Annotated in this window: 22 protein-coding genes; 1 reads left to right on the top strand and 21 read right to left on the bottom strand. The window is 62.4% G+C overall.

Translation table 11 applies throughout. The features are described 5' to 3' along the window. Positions 1 to 83: 83 nt before the first annotated feature. The 11 genes from GQX66_RS24010 to argH form a co-directional block, all read right to left on the bottom strand. Positions 84 to 1,235: an acyl-CoA dehydrogenase family protein gene (locus tag GQX66_RS24010; protein ID WP_039768643.1), complete on the bottom strand. Its 1,152-nt coding sequence runs from the start codon at positions 1,233 to 1,235 to the stop codon at positions 84 to 86. A gap of 3 nt (positions 1,236 to 1,238) precedes the next feature. Next, a complete protein-coding gene (locus GQX66_RS24005) occupies positions 1,239 to 2,345 on the bottom strand; it encodes an enoyl-CoA hydratase/isomerase family protein (RefSeq protein ID WP_085745587.1) in 1,107 nt (368 codons plus the stop codon). 190 nt (positions 2,346 to 2,535) lie between these two features. Further along, positions 2,536 to 3,222, bottom strand: coding sequence for an HPP family protein (locus tag GQX66_RS24000; RefSeq protein ID WP_102686096.1), 687 nt, complete (start codon positions 3,220 to 3,222; stop codon positions 2,536 to 2,538). A gap of 157 nt (positions 3,223 to 3,379) precedes the next feature. Then, positions 3,380 to 4,558, bottom strand: a complete 1,179-nt coding sequence (locus tag GQX66_RS23995) for an MFS transporter (RefSeq protein ID WP_064596823.1) — start codon at positions 4,556 to 4,558, stop codon at positions 3,380 to 3,382. Between the two features lie 16 nt (positions 4,559 to 4,574). Continuing rightward, positions 4,575 to 5,927 carry an MmgE/PrpD family protein gene (locus tag GQX66_RS23990; RefSeq protein ID WP_240871865.1) on the bottom strand — a complete coding sequence of 451 codons (1,353 nt, stop codon included), beginning with the start codon at positions 5,925 to 5,927 and terminating at the stop codon, positions 4,575 to 4,577. Beyond that, positions 5,924 to 6,814 carry a polysaccharide deacetylase gene (locus GQX66_RS23985; protein WP_240871864.1) on the bottom strand — a complete coding sequence of 297 codons (891 nt, stop codon included), beginning with the start codon at positions 6,812 to 6,814 and terminating at the stop codon, positions 5,924 to 5,926. The genes GQX66_RS23990 and GQX66_RS23985 overlap by 4 nt, the downstream gene beginning before the upstream one ends. After that, positions 6,807 to 7,655, bottom strand: coding sequence for a polysaccharide deacetylase (locus GQX66_RS23980; protein ID WP_240871863.1), 849 nt, complete (start codon positions 7,653 to 7,655; stop codon positions 6,807 to 6,809). The genes GQX66_RS23985 and GQX66_RS23980 overlap by 8 nt, the downstream gene beginning before the upstream one ends. Positions 7,656 to 7,900: 245 nt before the next feature. After that, entirely contained in the window at positions 7,901 to 8,725 is an 825-nt protein-coding gene (locus tag GQX66_RS23975; RefSeq protein ID WP_085603455.1) for an ABC transporter substrate-binding protein, read from the bottom strand. 39 nt (positions 8,726 to 8,764) lie between these two features. Next, positions 8,765 to 9,529, bottom strand: coding sequence for an amino acid ABC transporter ATP-binding protein (locus GQX66_RS23970; protein ID WP_039768627.1), 765 nt, complete (start codon positions 9,527 to 9,529; stop codon positions 8,765 to 8,767). 10 nt (positions 9,530 to 9,539) lie between these two features. Beyond that, complete coding sequence (locus tag GQX66_RS23965; protein WP_085610364.1) at positions 9,540 to 10,418, bottom strand: amino acid ABC transporter permease; 879 nt, start codon at positions 10,416 to 10,418, stop codon at positions 9,540 to 9,542. Positions 10,419 to 10,479: 61 nt separating this feature from the next. Next, complete coding sequence (argH, locus tag GQX66_RS23960) at positions 10,480 to 11,907, bottom strand: argininosuccinate lyase (protein WP_240871862.1); 1,428 nt, start codon at positions 11,905 to 11,907, stop codon at positions 10,480 to 10,482. Between the two features lie 297 nt (positions 11,908 to 12,204). Here argH and GQX66_RS23955 point away from each other — a divergent pair, with 297 nt between their 5' ends. Then, positions 12,205 to 13,170: a LysR family transcriptional regulator gene (locus GQX66_RS23955; RefSeq protein WP_236188455.1), complete on the top strand. Its 966-nt coding sequence runs from the start codon at positions 12,205 to 12,207 to the stop codon at positions 13,168 to 13,170. On the opposite strand, the gene GQX66_RS23950 is transcribed toward GQX66_RS23955, so the two are convergent. The 10 genes from GQX66_RS23950 to arnB are packed head-to-tail and all read right to left on the bottom strand — an operon-like array spanning position 13,154 to position 24,113. Then, positions 13,154 to 13,681 carry a GNAT family N-acetyltransferase gene (locus GQX66_RS23950; RefSeq protein WP_085745594.1) on the bottom strand — a complete coding sequence of 176 codons (528 nt, stop codon included), beginning with the start codon at positions 13,679 to 13,681 and terminating at the stop codon, positions 13,154 to 13,156. The genes GQX66_RS23955 and GQX66_RS23950 overlap by 17 nt on opposite strands. A gap of 36 nt (positions 13,682 to 13,717) precedes the next feature. After that, positions 13,718 to 15,337, bottom strand: coding sequence for a glycosyltransferase family 39 protein (locus GQX66_RS23945; RefSeq protein WP_240871861.1), 1,620 nt, complete (start codon positions 15,335 to 15,337; stop codon positions 13,718 to 13,720). Next, on the bottom strand, positions 15,310 to 16,689 hold the full coding sequence (locus GQX66_RS23940; protein WP_240871860.1) for a UDP-glucose/GDP-mannose dehydrogenase family protein: 1,380 nt from the start codon (positions 16,687 to 16,689) through the stop codon (positions 15,310 to 15,312). Before GQX66_RS23940 ends, GQX66_RS23945 begins: the two co-directional genes overlap by 28 nt. Further along, positions 16,686 to 17,090: a 4-amino-4-deoxy-L-arabinose-phosphoundecaprenol flippase subunit ArnF gene (arnF, locus tag GQX66_RS23935; RefSeq protein ID WP_085745596.1), complete on the bottom strand. Its 405-nt coding sequence runs from the start codon at positions 17,088 to 17,090 to the stop codon at positions 16,686 to 16,688. The genes GQX66_RS23940 and arnF overlap by 4 nt, the downstream gene beginning before the upstream one ends. Then, complete coding sequence (arnE, locus tag GQX66_RS23930; RefSeq protein WP_085745597.1) at positions 17,087 to 17,431, bottom strand: 4-amino-4-deoxy-L-arabinose-phosphoundecaprenol flippase subunit ArnE; 345 nt, start codon at positions 17,429 to 17,431, stop codon at positions 17,087 to 17,089. Before arnE ends, arnF begins: the two co-directional genes overlap by 4 nt. Continuing rightward, positions 17,428 to 19,077, bottom strand: coding sequence for a lipid IV(A) 4-amino-4-deoxy-L-arabinosyltransferase (gene arnT / locus GQX66_RS23925; protein WP_240871859.1), 1,650 nt, complete (start codon positions 19,075 to 19,077; stop codon positions 17,428 to 17,430). Before arnT ends, arnE begins: the two co-directional genes overlap by 4 nt. Continuing rightward, positions 19,074 to 19,958, bottom strand: a complete 885-nt coding sequence (gene arnD, locus GQX66_RS23920) for a 4-deoxy-4-formamido-L-arabinose-phosphoundecaprenol deformylase (protein ID WP_085745599.1) — start codon at positions 19,956 to 19,958, stop codon at positions 19,074 to 19,076. The genes arnT and arnD overlap by 4 nt, the downstream gene beginning before the upstream one ends. Next, on the bottom strand, positions 19,958 to 21,949 hold the full coding sequence (gene arnA / locus GQX66_RS23915; RefSeq protein ID WP_085745600.1) for a bifunctional UDP-4-amino-4-deoxy-L-arabinose formyltransferase/UDP-glucuronic acid oxidase ArnA: 1,992 nt from the start codon (positions 21,947 to 21,949) through the stop codon (positions 19,958 to 19,960). Before arnA ends, arnD begins: the two co-directional genes overlap by 1 nt. Beyond that, on the bottom strand, positions 21,946 to 22,968 hold the full coding sequence (arnC, locus tag GQX66_RS23910) for an undecaprenyl-phosphate 4-deoxy-4-formamido-L-arabinose transferase (RefSeq protein ID WP_134020151.1): 1,023 nt from the start codon (positions 22,966 to 22,968) through the stop codon (positions 21,946 to 21,948). The genes arnA and arnC overlap by 4 nt, the downstream gene beginning before the upstream one ends. Continuing rightward, positions 22,965 to 24,113: a UDP-4-amino-4-deoxy-L-arabinose aminotransferase gene (gene arnB / locus GQX66_RS23905; RefSeq protein WP_240871858.1), complete on the bottom strand. Its 1,149-nt coding sequence runs from the start codon at positions 24,111 to 24,113 to the stop codon at positions 22,965 to 22,967. Before arnB ends, arnC begins: the two co-directional genes overlap by 4 nt. Between the last annotated feature and the right edge of the window lie 62 nt (positions 24,114 to 24,175).

The raw sequence follows: 24,175 nt of genomic DNA, 5'->3' as shown, positions 1-24,175 counted from the left end.
GGTCGATGTCAGACCTGAGACACCTCGGTCGGCTCCCTCTCCCTCCGGGAGAGGCCTGGGGTGAGGGAAAGGGGCCGACACGGTCACAACTGATAGTTCTTCAACTCCCGAGCAATCACCATCCGCTGTATCTCGCTCGACCCCTCATAAATCTGGGTAATCCGCGCATCCCGGTAGTACTTCTCAACCGGGTAATCCTCCAGATACCCATACCCGCCATGAATCTGAATCGCTGACGAGCACACCTTCTCGGCCATTTCCGAAGCAAACAGCTTGGCCTGTGAAGCCTCCGACAGACACGGTTTGCCCGCCGTACGCAGCCGCGCCGCATGCAAAATCATCAAGCGTGCTGCGTTGATCTGCATCTGCATGTCCGCCAGCAGGTTGGCGATGCTCTGGTGCTCGACAATCGCCTTGCCGAACTGCACCCGATCACGGGCGTAACCTAGCGCAGCTTCAAACGCAGCTCGGGCGATGCCCAATGCTTGCGCGGCAATACCGATACGTCCGCCTTCCAGGTTGGAAAGGGCAATCGCCAGGCCTTTACCGCGCTCACCCAACAGGTTCGCTTCAGGAATGCTGCAATTGTTCAGCGTCACCGCGCAGGTATCGGAAGCGCGGATGCCCATCTTGTGTTCGGTCCGGTCAACGATGAACCCCGGCGTGTCAGTCGGCACGAGAAACGCCGAGATGCCACGCTTGCCGAGATCCGGATCGGTCACCGCAAACACGATCGCCAGTTTTGCCCGCTTGCCGTTGCTGACAAATTGCTTGGCGCCGTTGATCACCCATTGCCCGTCGCGCAGTTCGGCGCGGGTGCGCAGGTTGTGTGCTTCGGAGCCGGCCTGGGGTTCGGTCAGGCAGAAGCAGCCGATCACCGCTCCGCTGGCCAGGTCCGCCAGCCAGGTCTGCTTCTGTTCTTCGCTGCCGTAGTTGAGCACCGGCCCGCAGCCCACCGAGTTGTGGATGCTCATGAACGCGCCGGTGGCGCCGTCACCGGCGGAAATCTCTTCCACCGCCAGCGCATAGGCCACGTAGTCGACGTAAGTACCGCCCCATTCCTCAGGCACCACCATGCCCAGCAGGCCGAGTTCGCCCATCTTTGCCACCAGACCGTCATCGATCCAGCCGGCCTTTTCCCAGGCTTGCGCGTGGGGGGCGATTTCGCCGCGGGCAAAGTCCCGGGCCATGTCGCGGATCATTACCTGGTCTTCAGTCAATTCGAGATCGTGCATGGCTCAGCTCCCGCTCTCTTCGAAACCGTGGAAGAAACTCTCGACCTGCTCGGCGTGCAGTGCAGCCAGGGTCGGCGGGTTCCAGCGTGGTGATTTGTCTTTGTCGATCAGCAAGGCGCGCACGCCTTCGATCAGGTCGCCGCGTTCGAACCACTGGCGATCCAGATGCAGTTCGAGGGCGAAGCAGTGTTCCAGGCTCAGGTGCCGGCCGCGACGCAACATTTCCAGGGTCACGCCCATGGCCAGCGGCGAGCGGGTTTCCAGCAGGTCGGCGGTGGTGGTTGCCCATTCGTGGCTGTCGGCGACGGTCACGGCGCGCAGTTGCTCGACGATGCTCGGCACGTCAGGCAAGGCGAAGAAATGGTCGATGGCCGGGCGCAAGGCCTCAAGCGGCGCATCCGGCAGGGTTTGCACGGCGTGGCGGGCCAGCAGGTTTTGCAGGTCTTTGAGCGGCGTGTCGTGCCACTCCAGGTGATCGAGCTGTTCGTCGAGAGTGCCGAGTTTGCTGCTGTCCAGATACCAGTCGGCGAGGCCGCAATACAGCGCATCCGCTGCACGGATCTGCACGCCGCTGACGCCCAGATAAATCCCCAGCTCGCCGGGAATGCGCGGCAGGAAATAACTGCCGCCGACATCCGGGAAATAGCCGATCGCCACTTCCGGCATCGCCAGACGGCTCTTCTCGGTGACCACCCGCAGATCGGCGCCTTGCACCAGACCCATGCCGCCGCCGAGGACGAAACCGTCCATCAGCGCCAGCACCGGTTTGCGGTAGTGGTGGATCGTCAGGTCGAGGGCGTATTCCTCGACGAAAAAGTCTTCGTGCAGCGTGTCGCCGCTTTTATGGCTGTCGTACAGGGATCGAATGTCGCCACCGGCACAGAAGGCTTTCTCGCCGGCACCGCGCAGCACGACGGCGTGGATATCGGCATCGGCGGCCCAGGCGTCCAGGTGTTGCTGGAGCTGGCGCACCATGTCGAGGGTCAGGGCATTGAGGCCGGCGGGGCGGTTGAGGGTCAGATGACCGATGTGATTGCGAACCTCGGCCAGCACTTCGTGCGGCGTGGCATCCATGGACGAAGTCCGCGGAGATGAAGCCTGAGCAGTCATCACTAACTCCCTGCTTTTATTGTCTTTATTCGAGAAGCTCGCGCGCGAGCGTTACCGGATCGTAACAGTGCAAATTTGCCGTGTACAACGGGGATATGTGCACGGGCTGTCTGCATTTTTACCTTAGGCCAAATGCACGGGATCGCGGCTTCTTTTCAATCGACAACGCTGACAGGGACTGGCTCCGGACTCAGCGGAACACCTGGCCAATGCTGCGCCGCTTGGCATGCAGTTCACTGGCATGAATCAACTGCTCCAGATCCTCCGGCGTGACATCGATGAATGCCTCCATATCGGCCAGTGCCAATTTCAGATCCTCGGCCGTGATGGACTGAATATCCACCGGGGCCACAGCCGGCGCGGGTTCGGCAGGGCGTTTCGGGTAGCGGATGCGGGTGAGGTTGTTGTAGGCCAGTGCGGCCAGCAGCAGGCACGCGGCGCTGAGCATCACCGGTTCCAGGGCTTTCCAGTCCATGGCGATGGTCATCGGGTCGGCCAGCACCATGGTCAACGCGACGGCGCCGGCCGGTGGGTGCAGGCAGCGCAGCCAGCACATCAGGATCAGCGCCATGCCGGCGGCGAGGCACGCACTGCCGAGGGTTCGGCCGAGGACGTGGGCCACCAGCAACGCAACGACGCCTGCGCACAGGTAGCCGCCGATGATCGACCACGGCTGGGCGAGGGCGCCGGACGACACCGCGAATAGCAAAACCGCCGAAGCGCCCAGTGGGCCGATCAGGTGGTAGGCCACTTCAATGCCGAACACCTGACTGCACGCCCACACGCTGAACAACGTGCCCAAGGCCATGCCGATCGCGGCGCGGCTCCATTCGGTGGGGCGGGTGTTGATGGCGGCGGGCAACCAGCGAGCGAGCATGCAGAATCGATCCTTTGCGAAATTCAGGGCAAAAAAAAGGACTTGTCCGTAAACGCGGAAAGTCCTTCGAAGTGTTCCAACTATTGGGGGAGGAACGCGCACAGTGTGCCAAGCATTCACGATGCTGACAAATTCATATAAATGCAGTTTCAGTGCATTATTTATGCAGTAAAGCCACGCGTCGCCCGCTCATGAAACAAAGGAAACCGCCCATAGCCGTCAATGCGCTGAGCGCATAGAACATGGTCGGCGCCGGCGTGTGCATCAGCAGGAAGCCGCAAATTACCGGGCTCAGCGCGCCACCCAGCGCCGCCAGATTCTGCGCGCCGTAATAGCTGCCGCGCAGTTCTTCCGGGGCCAGGGTGTCGACGAACAGGAACTCCGACGGGTAAATGATCATCTCGCCGAGGGTGAAGATGAACATCGCGATGCACCACGTCACCAGGCTGTCGGCGAGGCTGAAACCGATCAAACCGAGGATGAACAGGCTGGTGCCGGCGGCGATCCAGTAGCGCAGTTTTTCCCGGTTGAGGAAACGACCGATCTGGTATTGCAGCAGGATCACCGCGATGGCGTTGCAGGCGAGCAGGGCGGCCATGGTTTGCAACGCACGCTGCGAGTCTTCGACCACCAGCAGGTATTGCGACAGGTACAACGTGAAACGCCCGTGAACCACGGTGCTGAGCAAACAGCCGCAGGTGAACATGATCAGCGTGCGGTCGTTTTTCAGGGTGATCAGGGTCTTCAGGAAGCTTTGCGGCTGGCCGATGGCGGCGACCGGGCTGGCGTCCTTCGGGATGCCGATCATCAGGAAGATGCTGCCGAAGGCGATGCCAGCGGCTATCAGGAACGGCGCAATCGGGTACACCCCGGCGATCACCACACCGAGCATCGGGCCCGTGGCGTAGCCGATGTTGGTCAGGGTATAGCGCAGGGAAAATGCCTTGGCCCGTTGGCCCATGGGCAGGTTTTCACTGAGGATCGCCTTGGAGCCGATCAGGAACAGCGCCGAGGCGGTTTCGGTGATGACCAGGGTGGCGGTCGTCAGGTACAGGTCTTTGGCGAAGGTCAGCAGCACGAAGCCGATGGCGCTGGAGAGCATCGCCAGAATCAGCAACCGGCGCTTCTCGAGCCGGTCGATGATGTAGCCGCCGTACAGCGCAAGCAGGGTGGCGATGAACACCGCGATGCCCAGCAACAACCCGACATCCTGTTGGTTGAGGCCGAGCTTGTTGCTCAAAAACAGGGTGAGCAACGGACTGGTGATGGCGCGGCTGACGACGATGGTCAGCGAGACGATCATCAGGCGGCGGATAACGAGCGAGTAGGTGGCCACGGAAAATCAAATGTCCTTATTCGGTTAACAGGTGCTCGAGATCGCGCACGGAATCCAGCGTTTGCAGTTGCCGCAGCTGCGCCAGTAAAGGCTCAGCCTTGACCGGTGAAATGACCCGCAACGCCAGACTGAAAAACTTCTCCTCCAGCGCCGCCTCGCTCAGCGGATTGCCCGGCGCCCCCAGCGGCACATCGACACACATACTCGCCTCACGCCCGTCGCGGGTTCGTACAACGACCACTGGCTCGCCATCCTCCGACAGTCGCTCATCCACTTCAAGGCGAATGCGCGTCAGCCAGTAAGCGATGCGCGGATCGTTGCGTGGCTGTTCGTCGTAAGCCTCCAATCGGCAATGACCATGCACCAGTCGCGCGGCGAGGGCGTAGGGCAGGCTCATCTGCGCAGCGGCCAGACTGCGGGTGTCGCGACCGCCGCACATATCGAGCAGAAACCCGCACAGGTGCACCTGGATGTCTTCAACCTGATCGGCGCCAACCTGCAATTGCTCCAGCAACAAGCCGAGCGCATCGATCGCCGAATGAGTGCCACGGCAGGCGGCATAGGGTTTGATCGAACAGCGCGCGAGTTTCCAGACCTGTCCCAATTCGGCATCCAGCGCATCCGGCTGCGCGCTGCCCGGCGCCAGGGTTTTGAGAAACCCGCCCCAGACATCCTCGAACAACACCGACGGCCCGCTGACGCCTTCACGGGCAAAACGCGCCGCGAGCAAACCACCCTCGGCCGCACGACCGCTGTGCAGTTTCTTGCTTTGCGAACCGTCATGGATGAACGCCCACAACCCGCCGCTGAAACTGCCGGCGATGCCCAGTGCCGACACGGTTTGCCCGACATCCAGCGCAAAGATCCGTGCACAGGCCGCCGCCGCGCCGAACACGCCGCAAGTGGCGGTCGAATGCCAACCGGCGCCGTTGTGCGCCGAATAACTGCCACAGGCTTCCAGCACCCGCCGGCCGATTTCGTAGCCGATGACCACGGCGGTGATGAATTCGCGACCGTCCACCGGCCTATCCACCAGCGACAGCGCCGCCATCACCGCCGGCAACACCACCGCGCCGGAATGATCGCAACCGCCGGTGTCGTCCAGCTCCAGCGCATGGGCGGCGATGCCATTGAGCAATGCCGCATGCCCCGCGCCGACCCGCAACGATGAACCCCAGACCAACGCAGTGCCGGGTTCGGCGCCGAACACCTGCCGCGCCTGAAGCGCCACCGCGCTGTCGGCCCCGGCCAGTGCTGCGCCGAAGGTGTCGAGAATGTGTCGCTTGGCCTGTTCCACCAACGCTGGCGGCAGATCTTCAAACCGTGTGTCGACGCAAAACTGCGCCAGCCGCTGCATGCGTTCGGTCATACGAGGTAGTCCCGATAGTGGCGCTCATACACCGACGCCGGATGATCCTGCGCGACCGGCGCCGCCGTTTGCGCCCACCACTGCGCGACTTCGGCACCGGTGGCGATCCACACGCCGTCATGCTGCTGAATGCCTTGCAGCAATTCCCGCAGCACACCGATACGCCCCGGCGTGGCGATGATTTCCGGGTGCAGGCGCAGCACGTAGCACAGGCCGAAACGGTGGAATCCGGCGAAGTCCATTTGCAGGTTGCCCAGAGTGTGGCTGTAGGAGGCGATCCGCGATTGCGCCGGCGGCACGGCCGGGCTCAGGTTGAAGGCGAAGTAAGGCTCGTCTTCCAGTTCGTAATGCAGCGGCAACTCGACCACTTCACGCGCAGTTGGATGCAAGAACGGCAGGTCATCGCCACGCCAAGATGACGACCAGAGAATGCCGTGAGCTTTCAAGGCTTCGATGAATCCCGGCGCACCGTTGCCGGCGGGAATCCGGAAACCGGTTGGATGCACGCCGGTCAATGCTTCCAGCGCTGCACAGCCCTTGGCGACTTCCGCGCTTTGCGCCGCCAGATCCAGCGTGTCGTAATCCTGATGGCGGTAACCGGCGCAGGCGATTTCATGGCCGTCAGCCAGAATCGCGGCGATGTGCTGCGGGTTTTCCTCGGCAACGATGCCGGGCACGAACCAGCTGCTGCGCACCCCGAGTTCCCTGAACAGGCCGAGCAAACGCTCGACGCCCCGTTGCGTGCCGTAGCGCCACACCGACAGCGTCTTGTCGCGCCCGGCGACTTCCGGGGCCTGGGTGAGAATGCCGTGGATGTCGTTGTAATCGACGGTCAGCACCACCGCGCAGCGTTTGCTGGCGGGCCAGAGGTTGTCAGCGTCAGCCATGGTGATGCTCCTTCAGCCACCAGCGGGCGACGTCGCGGCAGGTGGCGAACCACACGTCATTGCGCTGGCGCATGTGTTCGAAGAGTTTCTCCAGCAACAGGATGCGCCCCGGTTTGCCGGTGATTTTCGGGTGGAACAGGGTGGTCAGGCACAGGCCTTCGTCCATTGCGCCGTCGTACTCGCGTTGCCAGTTGTCGAGGGTCAGCTCGTAGCTGGCGGTGCGGTCGAGCCCGGACGGGAAGTTCGGTGCGCGGGTGTAGGCGAGGGAGGCGTAGTCGTCCATTTCCCAGCGGCCGGGGATTTCCACCAGTGGCGTGTCGTGGCCGGGGACGTTGACCAGATACGGGCGGTCGTCGCCGCGCATGCTGCTGGAATAGATGACGCCGTTGTCGGCCAGCATCGCCGGGGTTTCGGCGCGCCAGTCGCCGGACGGGGTGCGAAAGCCCTCGGCGCGGATGTGCAGGTATTGCCAGAAGACGTCGCGGGATTTGTTCATCACGACCTGCTGCTGGTCCAGCGTCAGGGCGTAGAAGGATTCGTGCTTGTAGCCGTGGTAGGCGACTTCATGACCGCGCTCGGCGATGGCCTGGCATTGTTTCGGCCAGTTTTCCACGACCCACGCGGGGACGAAGAAAGTGGTCGGGATCTTGAAGGCGTCGAGCAGGTCCAGCAGGCGGGGCAGGGCGCGGTAGGGGCCGTAGCCGCCGAAGCCGAAGTATTCGGGTTTGTGCCAGATCGAGCCGTTGAGCATGGCATCGCCGGTCGGGCCGTCGAGGTCGAAGGCCAGGGCGAGGCAGGCTTTGCGCTGGTCGGGCCAGGTGGGTTGTTGGGGGGCGGACATTGTTGTGACGCTCCGGGGTTTGGTCAGTTGGATCCTGGGTGTTGATCAGATCGAGCCCTCACCCCAGCCCTCCCGAAACGTCGGACCGCCCGGAGGGAGAGGGAGCCGATCGGGGTGTTCTTCAGGGTTACATCGACCTGAAAAAACGAGTCGAACTCAGGCTTTGAACAGCATGAAAATCGGCTCCCTTTCCCCCTCGCCCCCTTGGGGGAGAGGGCTGGGGTGAGGGGGAGCGATCTCGAGCCTTACTTGCCCGCGTTAATGGTCACATCCTTGATCGCACCCAGCTCCAGATCCCACTTCTTCAGAATCGCGTTATAGCTGCCGTCATCCACCATGCTCTGCAACGCCACCTTCACCGCTTCACTCAGCTCAGGCTTCTTCTTGCTCACACCCAGGCCGGTGAACTGCACGGAGATCGGTTGGCCGACCGTCTTGTACATGTCCTTTTCCTGAGTCTTGAGGTACGACAGGGTTTCACTGCCCTGCATCGCCGCATCGATGCGGCTCTGGCGCAGTTGCGCACGGGCGTCGGCCGAGCCTTCGGTGCCGATCACGTTGATTGCAGGTTTGCCGGCGGCTTCACAGTTTTCCTTGCTCCACGCGGCGATTTCCGCCGGGAAGGTGGTGCGGCGGCTGGTACCGACTTTCTTGCCGCACAGGTCGATGATCTCGTTGGTCGCCGCATTCTTCTGCAAGGTGTAGAACTGCGGGCCGCTGGTGAAGTAGTCGACGAAGGTCACGCTGGCCTGACGCTCGGCGGTGTCGGTCATGCCTGACAGGACCATGTCCACGCGGTCGGTGGTCAGGGCGTTGATCATTTGCTCGAAGCCGGTTTCCTGCCACTTGATCTTCACCCCGAGGCGTTCGGCCAGGGCGTTGCCCAGGTCGTAGTCAAGGCCGGTGAGCTTGTTGGTGGCCGGGTCCTTGAAGTCCATCGGCGGATAGTTGGGCATGATCGCGACGACGATCTCGCCTTTCTCCTTGATGCTGGCCGGCAACTCGGCGGCCACGGCGAAACCGCAAGACATGAGGGAGGTGAGTACTGCTGGAATGACGAAGTTCTTCATGGACGTTCTCTTATGAGTGTTGTGAAGGCCAAAGGGGCCTCAGGTTCGAACGGCAGAAATGAAGCTTTGGGTGCGCGGGTTTTGCGGACTTATTAGTATTTCTTCGGGGCTTCCAGCCTCCACGATCTGCCCGCCGTCCATGAACACCATGCGGTTGGAAACCTCCCGGGCGAAGCCCAGTTCATGGGTGACGACGATCATGGTCATGCCGGTCTGCGCCAGATCGCGCATCACCGACAGCACCTCACCGACCAGTTCCGGGTCGAGTGCCGAAGTGGGTTCATCGAACAGCATCAGTTTGGGGCGCATGGCCAGGGCGCGGGCAATCGCCACCCGTTGCTGCTGACCGCCCGACAACTCGATCGGGTAGCTGTTGCGTTTGTCGGCCAGGCCGACCCGGGCCAGCAGTTCCAAGGCTTCTTCGTGCGCCTCCTTGGGCGAACGCTTGAGCACCTGGCACGGGCCTTCGATGATGTTTTGCAGCACGGTCATGTGCGGGAACAGGTTGAAGCGTTGGAACACCATGCCGGTGGCCAGGCGCTGACGGGCGATCTGCGACTCGTTGAGTTCGTGCAGCTTGTGCCCGACCACGCGGTAGCCGACCAGCTCGCCGTCGACCCAGAGGCCGCCCTTGTCGATCTTTTCCAGCTGATTGACGCAGCGCAGCAGGGTGCTCTTGCCCGAGCCGGACGGGCCGATGATGCACAGCACTTCGCCTTGCTCTACCTCGATGTTGATGTCCTTGAGCGCGTGGTACTGGTCGTAATATTTGTTCAGGCTCACGGCCTTGACGATGTTTCTCATGTTCGACTCCTCAAGAACGCTTGCCGGCGCCGCGAGCGAAACGACGCTCCAGACGGCTTTGACCGAAGGACAGGACGGTGACGGTGGCCAGGTACCAGATACCGGCGACGATCAGCAGCTCCATGACCCGGGCGTTGGCGTAGTAAATGTTCTGGGCGTTGTAGAGCAGTTCCGAGTACTGGATGACGCTCGCCAGCGAGGTCATTTTCACCATGCCGATGAATTCGTTGCCGACCGGCGGAATGATGATCCGCATGGCCTGGGGCAGGATGATCCGGCGCAGCGCCTGCAGGCGCGGCATGCCGATCGACTTGGCGGCTTCGTACTGGCCGGTGTCCACCGAGAGCAGGCCGGCGCGCACCACTTCAGCGGTATAGGCGCCCTGATTGATGCTCAAGCCGAGCAGGGCGGCCACGAACGGGGTCATCAGGCTCACGGTGTCGAGTTCGAACAGGCCGGGAATGCCGATGGTGGGGAAGATCAGCGCCAGGTTGAACCACAACAGCAGTTGCAGAATCAGCGGCGTACCGCGAAACAGCCAGGTGTAGGTCACGGCCACGTAACGCAGGATCGGGTTGGCCGACATGCGCATGATCGCGGTGATCACCCCGAACACGATGCCCAGCGCCATGGCGAGTACGGCCATGATGATCGTGTTGAACAGGCCCCACATGATTGCTTCGGAGGTGAGGAACTGGCCGATGTACGACCATTCGATCTTGCCTTCGGCGAAGGCGCGCACCAGGCCGATGATGGCGATCACAATCAACGTGGCGAAGAAGATCCGCCCGTAATAACGCCGTGGCACATGCTGGTACTGGGTAATGTCGAACTGGTTTTCCGCCAGTTTGCGCTCCGCCTGGAGTCGTTCTGCCTGAGTCTGGCTCATGGTGTTTCTCCGTACACTGTACTTTTCGATCAACCCCCTCCCGGTGGGAGGGGGACCCGGCTTAGAGGCGGAAGCCCTGGTAGTTTTCGGTCCACTGTTGCTGTGCGGCGAGGGCGGTTTTCAGGCGGCCGATCTGCTCACTCACCTGTTGCGGCGCGGTGCCGCCCCAGCCGCTGCGGGCGGCGATGGCGGCTTCCAGGGTCAGGCTGTCACGCACGTCTGCCGTGAGGCGCGGGTCGATCTCGGCCAGCAGCGCCGGCGAGGCTTCCCACAATTCGAGGTCGTGTTTTTCGCAGGCCTGCACCAGTGCGCCGGTGATTTCGTGGGCCTCCTTGAACGGCACGCCGCGCACCGCCAGCCAGTCGGCAACTTCGGTGGCGAGGGTGAAACCCAGCGGTGCCTGACGGCGCAGTTCCTCGACGTTGACGGTCATGGTCGCGACCATCCCGGCCATCGCCGGCAGCACCAGCAGCAGGGTGTCGACGCTGTCGAGCACGCCGTTCTTGTCTTCGCTCAGGTCGCGGTTGTACGACAGCGGCAGGGATTTGAGCGTCGACAGCAGGCCGGTCAGGTTGCCGATCAGGCGGCCAGCCTTGCCCCGCGCCAGTTCGGCGATGTCCGGGTTTTTCTTCTGCGGCATGATCGAGCTGCCGGTGGCGTAGGCGTCATCCAGATCGACCCAGCGGAACTGGCGCGACGACCACAGGCAGAACTCTTCGGCCAGACGCGAGATGTTGATCCCGAGCATGCTGGCGATGAACAGGAATTCGGCGACGTGATCGCGGCTGGCCACGGCGTCGATGGAGTTTTCGCAGACCCCGGCGTAACCCATTTCCTTGGCTGACTGCTGCGGCTGACGAGCGATCGCGGAACCGGCCATGGCCGCAGCACCGAGGGGCGACAGCGAAGTGCGCGCGTCCCAATCCACCAGACGCTGTACGTCACGCAACATCGACTGCGCGTGGGCCAGCAGGTGGTGGGCGAACACGATCGGTTGCGCTTGCTGCAAGTGGGTGAAACCGGGGCAGATGCTTTCGACGTGCTGCTCGGCCTGATCTACCAGCGCCGTTTGCAGGGCCAGCACTTCCACGGCCAGGGTGCGCACGTGGTCACGCAGGAACAGGCGCAGGTCGTTGGCGGTCTGGTCGTTGCGCGAACGGCCGGCGCGCAGCTTGCCGCCCAGTGCGCCGAGGCGCTCGGTCAGCAAGCGCTCGATAAAGGTGTGAACGTCTTCGTCGTCCAGGGTCGGGGCGATGCGCCCGGCTGCAAAGTCGGCACCGATGCCGTCCAGGGCTTCGATCATCTTGCGGGTTTCCTGCTCGTCGAGCAGGCCGGCACGTTGCAGTTCCCCGGCGTGGGCCTTGGAGCCGGCCAGATCGTACGGCGTCAGGCGGAAATAGCGCTCGGGGCAACGGGACAGGGCCGCCAGGGCTGCGGACGGGCCGCTTTTGAAACGGGCACCCCAGAGACGGTCGGTGGTTTGAGACATTTGTTGTTTTCCTCGTCGGTAACGCGAACTGAAATCGATGTGCCAGGCCTGTCGAACACGCTGAAAAGTGAGCAGACGGAATCAGGCCAAAGCAGTTTTCAAGAGGGCAGTTGCAAAGAGACAAGAGCTGATCGAAGTGTCAGCTTTTAATGTTTGGCGATCAGTGAGTTGGCACTGATGTTCGGAATTTTCTGGCGGTTGCCAAGGCTGGTTTTCTGTGATCATTATTATTAGCCGGCGATGTTTTTGTTGTTGGACACAGATTGTTGAACATTGCGCCAGAGGTAAATCAGCATTATGGAAACCCCACTTTCCAATTCCGGAAACCCACCGGTCAAAACCGCTCACCGGGCACCTTTGGCCCTCAGCGGACTGGATTTCAAACTGCTCAAGGTGTTCAAGGCGGTGGTCGAGGCCGGCGGCTTCAGCGCGGCGCAAAACGAGCTGAACGTGGGCCTGGCCGCGATCAGCAAGCAGATCTCCGACCTGGAAATCCGCATTGGCATGCGCCTGTGTACCCGGGGCCGGGAAGGGTTTCACCTGACCGAAGAAGGGCGTCTGGTGTATCAGGCTTCGATTGATCTGTTTGCTTCGGTCGACAACTTTCGGGATCGGCTTAGTTCGGCACAGAACGAACTTATCGGCGATCTCGGAGTAGGGGTGATCGACAATACGATTAGCGACGATAATTCGCCGTTAGTTGCTGCGCTCAGAAAGATAAATGAACATTCGCCGAAAGTAAGATTTCAACTTCAAGCCACCCAGCTGGATGAAGTGGAAAGAAGCGTAGTTGAAGGGCGCTTGGTTGCCGGAATAGTCCCGGTTTATCAAAAGCGTGAAGAGTTCGATTATTACCCGCTCTATGAGGAACGCTCGCAGGCTTACTGCGCCGTCGGCCATCCGTTGTTCGAGATGCCGGCGGAGCAGATGGGTGGCAACGTGCTGCAGGATTACGAGTGCATCAACCACCGCTATGCGATCCATCGCGACAAGCTCAACTTTGCCCGCTACGACAGTTTTTCCGCCTCGGCGACCCAGGTCGAAGCGGTGGCGTTGCTGATCAAGACCGGGCGTTTCGTGGGCTTTCTGCCCCGGCACTACGCCGCCACGCTGGTGGCCGCCGGGCAGTTTCGCGCGGTGTGCCCGGAGCTGATCCACTTCGACACGCCGTTCAATCTGATCCTGCGGCACAACACCGTGCGCAGTCCGTTGGTCAAGGCGTTCGCCCAGGCACTGGGGGTTGATCTCAAGCCGACGGCGTGAGTATCAGGCGCATGGCGCAACGTCGCTCACCGGGCAATCCGTGAGTGATTTCATCGCGCAATACATCGCGCAGACGTGCGTCCGTGTCTTCGGTGTTCAATAGCGCAAAACCCATGCGTTGATAGAACGGCGCATTCCACGGCAAATCGCGAAATGTCGTCAGCGTCACCGCCCGAAGTTGCCACAGACGCGCCTGTTCAATCGCCGCCAACAGCAACTTGCGACCGACGCCCCGGCCCTGAAAGTGTTGGCTGACGGACAGTTCCTCAATGTGCAACTGTTGGTCGACAGTCACCGCCCTTAAAAAACCTGCAAGTTGCCCGTCGTTGTTTTCCGCCATCCACATTTCACCCCGTTCAATGGCCGGTAAATGCGCCGAGGCCTGCGGCACGGCGGCATCCGCCAGCCAGGCCAATGAAGGGTCGAGGCGAAACAGCGCGGCGGCCGAGCGCTCGATGGCGGGGAGGGCGGTGGCATCGGCTGCCAGGGCCTGTCGCACAGTAAAGGTCATCAGTCAGCGGTCCCTGTCGAAATCACGTCGCGCAGGTTAAGGCGTCAGCCACAGCAACACATAATCGTTTTTGTCGAAACGCCCACTCAAGACCGGCTGCAGCGCACCGAGCGGTGTGCCTTGCAACGCCTGGAAGTCGCTGCGATCCATCATCAGCCACGCCGGCCCCTTGAGCGCTTCGAGCGCTTGCGTGGTTTCAGTGAACAGCGGTTGCAGATCCTGCTCGACGTTGACCATGAACTTGATCGCCTTGGCGTCCTTGCCCATGCCGTGCAGCACCAGCGGCGCGGGTTGCTCGTGGATCCGCGCCAGTGCCGCTTGGCTGAAGGTCCGCGTGTCATAGAGCTGGCGCTCCACCGGCTCGAACACCAGCGCGTACGCCGACCAGACCGCCAAAACAGCGCTGAACGCGAGGACTTCGGTTCGCCAGCGCGGTAGCCACAACCGCGACAACGCGGCCAGTTGCAGCAATCCCAGCACGCTGAGTACTGGCGTCAGGTCGGTCAAGGACTCGGGAAACCGTCGTTTCGCCACCCATAACAGGACGATCAACAATGCGGGAATCAACAACCACAATCCCTGCATGCCGACGCGCAGCCAGGCAAACACCCGACCATGCAACACCTGAAACGGATACGCCGCAATAATCGCCGCCATGGGCAGCATCGGCAGCAGATAACGGGCCTTTTTCGCCTGTGGAATCGACAGCCCGAGCATCACGATCAACCCCGCCGCGGCGCAATATTGCACCAGGCGCAAGGCCGGGCCGCGTTGCCGGGGCTTGCTCAGCCAAGCGGCCGCGAGTGCCAGCAACGCCAGCGGATACGCCAGCGCGTAGTTGCCCAGTGAGCTGGTGAAGTAATACAGCGAACCGCTGACGCCTTCGCTGCCGTCCATGCGCCCCATGAACTGCATGCGGATCACGTCCTGACGAAACGCCGGCCCGCCGCTGACTTCCGCCAGCCACAACAACAGCCCGACGCAGGCCGCCAGCAACAGCGAAGCCAGCACACCGAAGGTCAACAGGCGCGACCATTGGCGATCCAGCAGGTAGTAACTGCACAGCATGCCGGTCGGCACCACCAGCCCGATCGGCCCGCGAATGCCGAACCCCAGCAGCAACAGAATGAACACTAGCGGCCAGCGTCGAGCGGCAGCGAAATGGTCGTGGGCATAGCCGAGGTAGAACACCGAAAACGCCACGGCGGCGAGCATCAGGTCCTGCGATACCGCGCGGGTCTCGCTGATGAAGGTGCTGGTGAGCATCAGCAACGCGATGCTGACCACCGCCCAGCGCACGGATGCGGGCGCGAGCAAGCGATACATCAACGCCACGATCACCGCGCCGGCGACAGCGCTCGGCAGCCACGCTGTCAGGCTGTTGACCGTCCCGAACGGCAACGACAACAGCCAGATGAACAAGGTCGAGAGCGACGAATAATCGGCGTACGGCTCACCATAGGTGGTGGGAAATACACTGGGCCCGTGCCGCAGCATTTCCTGGGCGAACAACACGAAACGCGAGTCGAAACCGATGGGCGCCTGCCCGTACACGCCGGCGATGAACAGCAGAAACGCCAGCAGCCCTGCGATCAGGGACTGCCGGCGCAGGGCAGGGTTCAACCCGATCAAGCCACGTCCGAGGCGTGCGGCCATTGCTGCAGCGGAATCGGCAAGGTGCGCGATTCGCCACGGCCCATCGGGAAGTAATGGAAGCCGTTGCGGGCCAGGCGTTCGGCGTCGTACAGGTTGCGGCCGTCGAAGATCACCGGGGCCTTGAGGCGTTGCTGGATCAGGTCGAAATCCGGCGCCTTGAACTGCTGCCATTCGGTGCAGATGATCAGCGCGTCGGAACCGGCGAGTACCGATTCCGGGGTGCCCATCAGCATCAGTTTCGATTCGTCCGGGTACAGATGCTGGGTTTCCTGCATCGCTTCCGGGTCGAACGCCCGCACACTGGCGCCAGCGGCCCACAGCGATTCCAGCAGAACCCGGCTCGGCGCATCGCGCATGTCGTCGGTGTTCGGCTTGAACGCCAGCCCCCACAGGGCGAAAGTCTTGCCGCGCAGTTCGCCCTTGTAGAACGCGTTGATGCGTTCAAACAGCTTGTGCTTCTGCCGCTGGTTGATCGCTTCCACCGCTTGCAGCAAATCGCTGGAGCAGTGCGCCTCTTCGGCACTGTGGATCAGCGCGCGCATGTCTTTGGGGAAGCATGAACCGCCGTAACCGCAACCGGGGTAGATGAAGTGGTAGCCGATGCGGCTGTCGGCGCCGATGCCCTGGCGCACCGATTCGATGTCCGCGCCCAGGTGTTCGGCCAGCTCGGCGATCTGATTGATGAAGCTGATCTTGGTCGCCAGCATGCAGTTGGCGGCGTACTTGGTCAGCTCGGCGCTGCGCAGGTCCATGAACATGATGCGGTCGTGGTTGCGGTTGAACGGCGAATACAGATCGCGCATCACGTCGCGCACTTCTTCGCGCTCGCAGCCGATGACGATCCGGTCCGGCCGGCGGCAATCGGCGACCGCCGAACCTTCCTTGAGAAATTCCGGGTTGGACACGATATCGAACTGCAACAGGCGCCCGGCCTTGATCAGCGCCTTGTCCAGGTGGGTGCGCAAGGTGTCGCCGGTGCCGACGGGTACGGTGGATTTCTCCACCAGAATCAGCGGTTGTTCACGATGCCGGGCCACGGCGTCGCCCACCGACAGCACGTAACGCAGGTCTGCCGAGCCGTCTTCTTTCGACGGGGTGCCGACTGCAATGAACGCGACCTTGCCGTGCTGCACCGCGAGTTTTTCATCGCAGGTGAATTGCAGGCGCCCGGCGTCCAGGCCCTCGCGGACCAGGCTGGCCAGCCCCGGCTCGAAGATGCTGACGTGACCCTGGCGCAGCAGCTCGACCTTTTTTTCGTCGATGTCCATGCACACCACGTCATGGCCGACTTCGGCCAGCACGGCGGCCTGCACCAGGCCGACATAACCGCTACCAAACACTGTGATTTTCATGGCGAACTCCTCAATTCGGGCGCACGGGCCGGACGAGTGTTGATGGTGATGACCCCGAGCATGACCAGAGCCACACCCAGTGATTTAGAGAAACTGAAGGATTCGTTGAACAGCGGCAGACTGGCCGCCAGCAGGTACACCAGCGCGTAGCTGATGCTCAGCAGCGAATAGGCCCGCCCCAACGGCAGATCGCGCAGGGCGGCGAGCCAGCAGAGCATCGACAGCGCATAGGCGAAGATCGCCGCGAGCACCACGGCCAGCGCAACTGAATCGACGCTTTGTACGGACAGCCACTGATCCGGCCGGGGCAGACGCGTCATGCTCCAGCGCATGCTCAGTTGCGCCACGCTGACCAGCAGCACGCTGGCCAGGGCGAAGAAGATTCCACGACCCTGGTTCATGACTGTTGCCCCAAAAGCGCCACGCCACCGATTACCAGAAACACGCCGAACCAGTGTTGAACGTCGACGGGCTCCTTGAACACGAAGCGGGCGATCAGGGTGATGATCACGAAATTGAGGCTGAGCATCGGGTAGGCGATGCCGACGGGCAGGCGCTGCAACACCAGCAGCCACACCAGCAGACCGGTGCCGAGGGCAAACAGGGCCAGCCACAACCACGGCGAGCGCAGTTTGCGCGACCACGGCAAGCTCGCGCCGCGCCAGCTCTCGACGGCGAATTTCTGCGCGACCTGGCCCAGGCAGGTCAGCAGGCAGGCGAGCAACAGCAGCCACAGGCTCATGACGCCTCCTGCGGAAGAATCACGATCACCAGATTGCCTTGCTCATAACGAACGCCGTCCTTGGGCAGTCTGTCGAGTTCGTCCAGTTCGTCTTGCCCCTTGACCCGCATCACCACGCCGACCGAACCGGTCTTGCGGGCTTCGCGCATCCACTGTTGCACCTGATCGGTATCAACCCGCTGTTGAATGCCATCAGGATAGGCAAGGCCATATTTCAATTCGCCTATCGTGTTGTACATCGCCACCTGCGGGCGTTTGACCCGCCAGGACAGGGCCGACGCGGCGCCCAGGTCGTTGCTCAACAGGTGCGTGGTGGCCGCCAGTTCTGTTTGGTGGGCGAGCACGAACTGGTCAGGCATCTTGTTCGCCACCACCGATTTGGGCAGTGCCGCCGGCAGCAGCGCGATCAGCAGCAGGCTGCCCACCGCCGGTGCCGCCCAGCATTGCAACGGGCGGAAGGCTTGCAGCAGGTTGCTGATGATCCAGCCGGTCAGGGCGATGAACACCAGCACCAGACTGTGCAGTTCGTGGTCGTACAGCGGACGCTTGAGCTGCACGTAAACCAGCCCGATCAGCGTGACGATGCCCAGCAACAGGTTCAGCAGGCCATTGAGGCCCAGCGCCCGGCCTTGCTCCAGACGCAAGCGATCGGCCAGCGCGTGGCCCAGCAGCAACGCCAGCGGCAGCAGGCACGGCAGGATGTAGGTCGGCAACTTGCCGTTGCTCAGGCTGAAGAACAGCAGCGGCATCAACAGCCACAGGCCGAGAAACGCGATGCCGGTTTCGCGGCGGGTCTGCCAGGCCTGCTTCAACGCCACCGGTAGCATCCCGACCCACGGCAGACTGAACGCCACCAGCAGCGGCAGATAGAACCACCACGGCGCGTCATGCTGGGCATCGTCACCGGCAAAGCGGCGGATGTGTTCGTGCCAGAAGAAGAACCGCCAGTAATCCGGTTCCTGACCGTGCACCGCCAGCACCCACGGCAGGCTGACGATGATCGCTACCGCGATGGCCACCGGGCCGTACAGCAGCAATTCTTTCCAGCGTTTTTGCCAGAGCATCCACGGCAAGGCGATCAGCACCGGCAGCAGCCAGGCGAGAAAACCCTTGGTCATGAAGCCCATGCCGCACGCCAGTCCCAGCACCGCCCAACCGGCGATGCGCTGACCATTGGAACGGCTGTCGAGGGCGAACCACAGCGCCACCAGACTCAGGTTGACCCAGAAGGTGAATTGCGGATCGAGGTTGGCGTAACCAGCCTGGCCGGCGACGATGACGAAACTCATGTAGAGCAGGGCGCAGACGAAGCTTTTGCGCGGGTCATTCCACAAACGGCGGGCGATGAGGAAGCACAGCAGCACGCTCAGCCCGGTGCTCAGGGCCGAGGCAAACCGCACGCCGAACAGGTTCTGGCCGAACACGGCCTGCCCGAGGGCAATCATCCAATAACCGGCCGCCGGTTTTTCGAAGTAACGCAGGTTCATGAAATGCGGCGACACCCAGTTGCCGCTCAGCAGCATTTCCTGGCTGATTTGCGCATAACGGGTTTCATCGGGAATCCACAGACCATGACTGCCCAGCGGCAGCAGATACGCCAGCAGGAAAATCCCCAGCAACAGCGGCAATGCCCAGCGTTTGCTCATGCGCCTTGCACTCCCAACCAGCCTTCGCGGCCTTCGAGGGCACCGCGTTGCACACGGCCGACGGGCAGGGTGTTGAGAAACTCGGGCAGCAAGTCGCCCAGCGGTTGAAAGTTGATGTTTCGCTGGCGTGCGTCGGCCAGCAGTCGACGAAAATCTTCGGCCATCAGAATCCCTTCTACTTCGGCGTGAATGGTGTAGACGTTGAGGTTGTCCGGGCGGAACCGGTCGAGGATGAAGGCGTTGAAATCCTTCGCCGCCACACTCGGCCCGACCACTTCATCGAAGGTCGGCAAGTCCACCGGAATCTGCGGCGCACCGACCGAACCGTCAGACAGCAACGGTCGGAACAACCGCTGCCCACGGCAATCGCTGTTGTAGCGAAAGCCGAAGGCCTGCTTTGCTTCGATCACACGCTCGTCCGCGCGCCAACCGGCGGCGGCCGAACACATGACTTTTTCGCCGAGGATGTCGCTCAAGGTGTCGACGCCCTGACGGATCTGCTCGACCAGTTGCGCATCGCTCCAGCGCCCGGCATTGGCCTGCCAGCCGTGGTGATCCCAGGCGTGCAGACCGACTTCGTGGCCGGCGGCCCGGGCCTGACGCATCAGGTGCCCGAGGTCGCGGCCGATCGGTTTGCCCGGCCAGGCCGTGCCGGCCAGCAGGATGTCCCAGCCGTACAGGCCGGCGGCGTTGGAGCGCAGCATCTTCCACAGGAACTGCGGACGGATCAGGCGCCACAGATGCCGGCCCATGTTGTCCGGGCCGACACTGAAGAAAAACGTCGCCTTGATCTGCGCTTCATCGAGGATTTCCAGCAAGCGCGGCACGCCTTCGCGGGTGCCGCGAAAGGTGTCGACGTCGATGCGCAAACCGGCCTGCATCAGCGCTTGCTCTCGATTTCGGCCATGGCCTCACGCAGGAAGAAATCCAGCGTGTTGCCGATGGTCTCGCGCATTTCCACGGTCGGCGTCCAGTCCAGCAGGCGCTTGGCGTTGGCGATGCTCGGTTTGCGGTGCTCGACGTCCTGGTAACCGGCGCCGTAGAACGCCTTGCTTTCCACGTCGCGGAAACCGGCGAACGGCGGGAAGTTGGAACGCAGCGGATGAGCCTCGAACTGGCGCAACAGTTCTTCGCCCAACTGACGAATGCTCGCTTCGTTGTCCGGGTTGCCGATGTTGATGATCTGGCCGTTGCAGACGTCGTTGTCGTTATCGATGATCCGCGCCAGCGCCTCGACGCCGTCGGCGATGTCGGTGAAGCAGCGTTTCTGTTCGCCGCCGTCGAACAGGCGGATCGGCGTGCCTTCCACCAGATTGAGGATCAATTGGGTGATGGCGCGGGAGCTGCCGATGCGCGCCGAGTCAAGGCGATCCAGGCGTGGGCCCATCCAGTTGAAGGGACGGAACAGGGTGAAGTTCAGGCCCTTGGCGCCGTAGGCCCAGATCACCCGGTCCAGCAGTTGCTTGGACACCGAGTAGATCCAGCGCTGCTTGTTGATCGGGCCGACGATCAGGTTCGAGCGGTCTTCGTCGAAGTGCTTGTCCTGGCACATGCCATAGACTTCCGAGGTCGACGGGAAGATCACGCGCTTGTTGTATTTGACGCAGTAGCGCACCAGTTTCAGGTTTTCTTCGAAGTCGAGCTCGAACACCCGCAGCGGGTTGCGCGTGTATTCGATCGGCGTGGCGATGGCCACCAGCGGCAGCACCACGTCGCATTTCTTGATGTGGTACTCGATCCACTCCGAGTGAATGCTGATGTCGCCTTCGACGAAGTGAAAACGCGGGTGGCTGCGCAGGCGGTCGATGGCGTCGGAGCCGATGTCCAGGCCATAGACTTCGTAGCGCTCGCCACGCAGCAGACGCTCGGACAAGTGGTTGCCGATGAAACCGTTGACGCCGAGGATCAGCACCCGTGTACGGCGCGGGCCACGACCGGATTCGGCGCCGCGCAGCAGCGAGCCGTCCACCAGACCGAGTTCATTGGCCAGTTGCGGGCCGCTAAGGTACAGGCCGTTGTCGTTGCGCTGGCCGGCGTTGATCACCAGCGAGTCTTCACCGCAGGCGATGCGCAGCGGATCGACACTGATGACGCGGCCCGGCGCCTGACCTTCGTTGCCCTTGACCACGTCGGCGTTCCACACGATCAGCTTGTGCTCGCCCACGGCGCAGAAGGCGCCCGGGTAAGGCTGAGTCACGGCCCGCACGAGGTTGAACAGTTTTTCGGCAGGTTGCGCCCAGACCAGTTTGCCGTCTGCCGGGGTGCGACGACCGAACACCGTGGCCTGGGATTCGTCCTGCGGGGTTTCCCGCAGTTTGCCGTGCAGCATCGCCGGCAGTGCATCGCGCAGCAGGTCGCTGGCGGCGATCCGCAGTTTGCCGTGCAGGCTCAGCGCGGTGTCGCTGCGTTCGATGGCCACGCGTTGCTGGGCGAGGATGGCGCCGGCGTCGGCACGCTTGACCATGCGATGCAGGGTGACGCCGGTTTCGGTTTCGCCGTTGACCAGCACCCAGTTGGCCGGGGCGCGGCCACGGTAGCGCGGCAGCAGGGAGCCGTGCAGGTTGAACGCGCCTTTTTTGGCGGTGGCCAGCAATGGCTCGCTCAGCAGGTTGCGATAGTAGAAGGAGAAGATGTAATCCGGATCGAGCTTGGCAATCCGCTCGATCCACAACGGGTGGTTGGCGTCTTCCGGTGCATGAACCGCGATGCCTTTGTTGGCGCACAGTTGCGCCACCGAGGCGTAGAACGCGTTTTCCTGCGGGTCATCGGCATGGGTGAACACCGCCGCAATGTCGTAGCCGCTGTCGAGCAGGGCTTGAATGCCGGCGCAGCCAATATCGTGGTAGGCGAAGACAACGGTTTTTGCGCTCATGAGAGAACCTGATCAGACGAGGAGTTGGAAGTAAGGCCGTCAACGGTGATGGCGGGGGCCGGCGTGGCGGGGTGCCCGCGCAGGACCTTTTCAATGAAAAAACGCGGGCGGGCGCGCACATCGCTGTACATGCGCCCCAGGTATTCGCCCAGCAGGCCCATGCCGATGAACTGGCCGCCGGTGAACACGAACAGCACGGCGAACAGCACGAACAGGCCATCGCCGGCCCATCCGGCGCCAAAGGCCAGGCGCAGGACAATCAGCGCCGCCGCGAACAGCACGCCGAGGCCGGCCATGGCGAAGCCGACGATGCTCAGCAGGCGCAGGGGCGTGGTGGTCATGCAGGTGATCAAGTCGAACATCAGGTTGATCAGGCGCATCGGGCTGTATTTCGAATCGCCGTGTTCGCGCTCGGCGTGGGCCACGGGGATTTCCGTGGTGTGTCGGGCGAAGCTGTTGGCGAGGATCGGAATGAACGTGCTGCGTTCGCGGCAGGCGAGCATCGCGTCGATGATCGTGCGGCGGTAGGCGCGCAGCATGCAGCCGTAGTCGCTCATGGCGACGCCGGTGGAGCGTTGCACGGCGAGGTTGATGAGTTTCGACGGATAACGGCGCAGGGCCGAATCCTGGCGATTGCCGCGCACGGTGCCGACCACATCAAAGCCCTTTTCGGCCTCGGCCACCAGCCGCGGGATTTCTTCCGGCGGGTTCTGCAGGTCGGCGTCGAGGGTAATCACCACGTCGCCCTTGCACTGTTCGAAACCGGCCATGATCGCCGCGTGCTGACCGTAGTTGCGGTTGAGGATGACCGCCACGAACGGACTGTCCACGACGGACGCGGCGTCTTCGAGCAATTGCGCGGAGGCGTCGCGGCTGCCGTCGTCGACCAGCACGATTTCGTAGTCATGCCGCAATTGCTGGCAGGCGGCCTGGGTGCGGCGCAGCAGTTCCGGCAGGCTGTCTTCTTCGTTGTAGACCGGGATGACGATCGACACGCAATGAATCGGATAAGGTCTCAAGGGCGTTTCCCCATCAGGTGTTCAATGGCCCCGACGACCCGGTCCAGATCCTGGTCGGTCATGTCGGGAAACAAGGGAATCGAGCACAGCCGCGCCGAGTTCCACTCGGTGTCGGGCAGGGACAGGTGCGGGTCACGCTGGCGATACCAGGTGTGCAGGTGGGTGGCGATGAAGTGGATGCCGGTGCCGATGCCTTGCTCCTGCAAACCCTTCATGAAGGCTTCGCGGTCCATCCCGCAGCGCTCGCTGTCGATGCGCAGGATGAACAGGTGCCAGGCGTGCTGTTGGGCGTATGGCGGGACGGCCAGCGGTTGCACCGGCAGGCCTTCGAGTTTTTGCAGGTATTGCGTGGCCAGTTCGGTGCGACGGGCGTTGATCGCGTCCAGACGCTCCAGTTGCACCAGGGCAATCGCGGCGTTGATGTCGGCCAGGTTGTATTTGAAACCGGGCTCGATTACCTGGGCCTGGGGCTTGCGGCCGTGGGTCAGGCGGTCGTAGGCATCGACGCCGAGGCCATGAAACTTGAGCATGCGCACACGGTTGGCCAGGGCTTCGTCGTCGGTGACGAACATCGCCCCTTCGGCGCAGGTCATATTCTTGATCGCGTGGAACGAGAAGATCGCGGTGCCTCGCGAGCCAACGTGACGGCCCTTGTAGCGGGTGCCGGCGGCGTGGGCGGCGTCTTCGATCACGGTGATGCCGTGCTTGTCGGCCAGGGCGTAAAGCGGATCGAGATCGAAAGCAGCGCCGGCGTAATGCACGGGAATGATCGCTTTGGTGCGCGGCGTGATGGCGGCTTCGATGCGCGCGGCGTCGGTCATCAGGGTGTCGCGGTCGACATCGACGAACACCGGCGTGGCGCCGAGCAGGGAAATCATGTTGGCGGTCGAGACCCAGGTCTGTGACGGGGTGATGACTTCATCGCCGGGGCCGATACCCAGCGCCAGCAACGTTACATGCATGGCACCGGTGGCCGAGGAAAGTGCCACGGCATGGCGGCAACCGACGTACTGGGCAAACTGTTCTTCAAGAGCCTGGTTTTTCGGCCCGGTGGTGATCCAGCCGGAGCGCAGGACTTGCTCCACGGCGGCAATTTCTTCATCACCGATACTGGGGCGGGAGAAGGGGAGAAACGCCTGACTCATGCACACCTCATTGCAAAGAAAAAAGAAATAGATCCATTGAATAATTGGATCCAATCAAAGCG

This window comes from Pseudomonas sp. B707 (assembly GCF_022496685.1).
In the GTDB taxonomy this organism is placed as follows: Bacteria; Pseudomonadota; Gammaproteobacteria; order Pseudomonadales; family Pseudomonadaceae; genus Aquipseudomonas; species Aquipseudomonas paraglycinae.
The sequence above is the reverse complement of the archived record's forward strand: the minus strand, read 5'-3'. Positions and strand labels throughout refer to the sequence as shown.

What these genes read in the sequence shown, in the direction of transcription:
- GQX66_RS23945 (WP_240871861.1), bottom strand. Translation starts at nt 15,337, where the DNA reads ATGGCCGCACGCCTCGGACGTGGCTTGATCGGGTTGAACCCTGCCCTG.
- GQX66_RS23955 (WP_236188455.1), top strand. Translation starts at nt 12,205, where the DNA reads ATGGAAACCCCACTTTCCAATTCCGGAAACCCACCGGTCAAAACCGCT.
- GQX66_RS24005 (WP_085745587.1), bottom strand. Translation starts at nt 2,345, where the DNA reads ATGACTGCTCAGGCTTCATCTCCGCGGACTTCGTCCATGGATGCCACG.
- arnA (WP_085745600.1), bottom strand. Translation starts at nt 21,949, where the DNA reads ATGAGCGCAAAAACCGTTGTCTTCGCCTACCACGATATTGGCTGCGCC.
- GQX66_RS23970 (WP_039768627.1), bottom strand. Translation starts at nt 9,529, where the DNA reads ATGAGAAACATCGTCAAGGCCGTGAGCCTGAACAAATATTACGACCAG.
- GQX66_RS24000 (WP_102686096.1), bottom strand. Translation starts at nt 3,222, where the DNA reads ATGCTCGCTCGCTGGTTGCCCGCCGCCATCAACACCCGCCCCACCGAA.
- argH (WP_240871862.1), bottom strand. Translation starts at nt 11,907, where the DNA reads ATGTCTCAAACCACCGACCGTCTCTGGGGTGCCCGTTTCAAAAGCGGC.
- GQX66_RS23990 (WP_240871865.1), bottom strand. Translation starts at nt 5,927, where the DNA reads ATGACCGAACGCATGCAGCGGCTGGCGCAGTTTTGCGTCGACACACGG.
- GQX66_RS23975 (WP_085603455.1), bottom strand. Translation starts at nt 8,725, where the DNA reads ATGAAGAACTTCGTCATTCCAGCAGTACTCACCTCCCTCATGTCTTGC.
- GQX66_RS23980 (WP_240871863.1), bottom strand. Translation starts at nt 7,655, where the DNA reads ATGTCCGCCCCCCAACAACCCACCTGGCCCGACCAGCGCAAAGCCTGC.
- GQX66_RS23965 (WP_085610364.1), bottom strand. Translation starts at nt 10,418, where the DNA reads ATGAGCCAGACTCAGGCAGAACGACTCCAGGCGGAGCGCAAACTGGCG.
- arnE (WP_085745597.1), bottom strand. Translation starts at nt 17,431, where the DNA reads ATGAGCCTGTGGCTGCTGTTGCTCGCCTGCCTGCTGACCTGCCTGGGC.
- GQX66_RS23985 (WP_240871864.1), bottom strand. Translation starts at nt 6,814, where the DNA reads ATGGCTGACGCTGACAACCTCTGGCCCGCCAGCAAACGCTGCGCGGTG.
- GQX66_RS24010 (WP_039768643.1), bottom strand. Translation starts at nt 1,235, where the DNA reads ATGCACGATCTCGAATTGACTGAAGACCAGGTAATGATCCGCGACATG.
- arnT (WP_240871859.1), bottom strand. Translation starts at nt 19,077, where the DNA reads ATGAGCAAACGCTGGGCATTGCCGCTGTTGCTGGGGATTTTCCTGCTG.
- GQX66_RS23950 (WP_085745594.1), bottom strand. Translation starts at nt 13,681, where the DNA reads ATGACCTTTACTGTGCGACAGGCCCTGGCAGCCGATGCCACCGCCCTC.
- GQX66_RS23940 (WP_240871860.1), bottom strand. Translation starts at nt 16,689, where the DNA reads ATGAAAATCACAGTGTTTGGTAGCGGTTATGTCGGCCTGGTGCAGGCC.
- arnF (WP_085745596.1), bottom strand. Translation starts at nt 17,090, where the DNA reads ATGAACCAGGGTCGTGGAATCTTCTTCGCCCTGGCCAGCGTGCTGCTG.
- arnB (WP_240871858.1), bottom strand. Translation starts at nt 24,113, where the DNA reads ATGAGTCAGGCGTTTCTCCCCTTCTCCCGCCCCAGTATCGGTGATGAA.
- arnD (WP_085745599.1), bottom strand. Translation starts at nt 19,958, where the DNA reads ATGCAGGCCGGTTTGCGCATCGACGTCGACACCTTTCGCGGCACCCGC.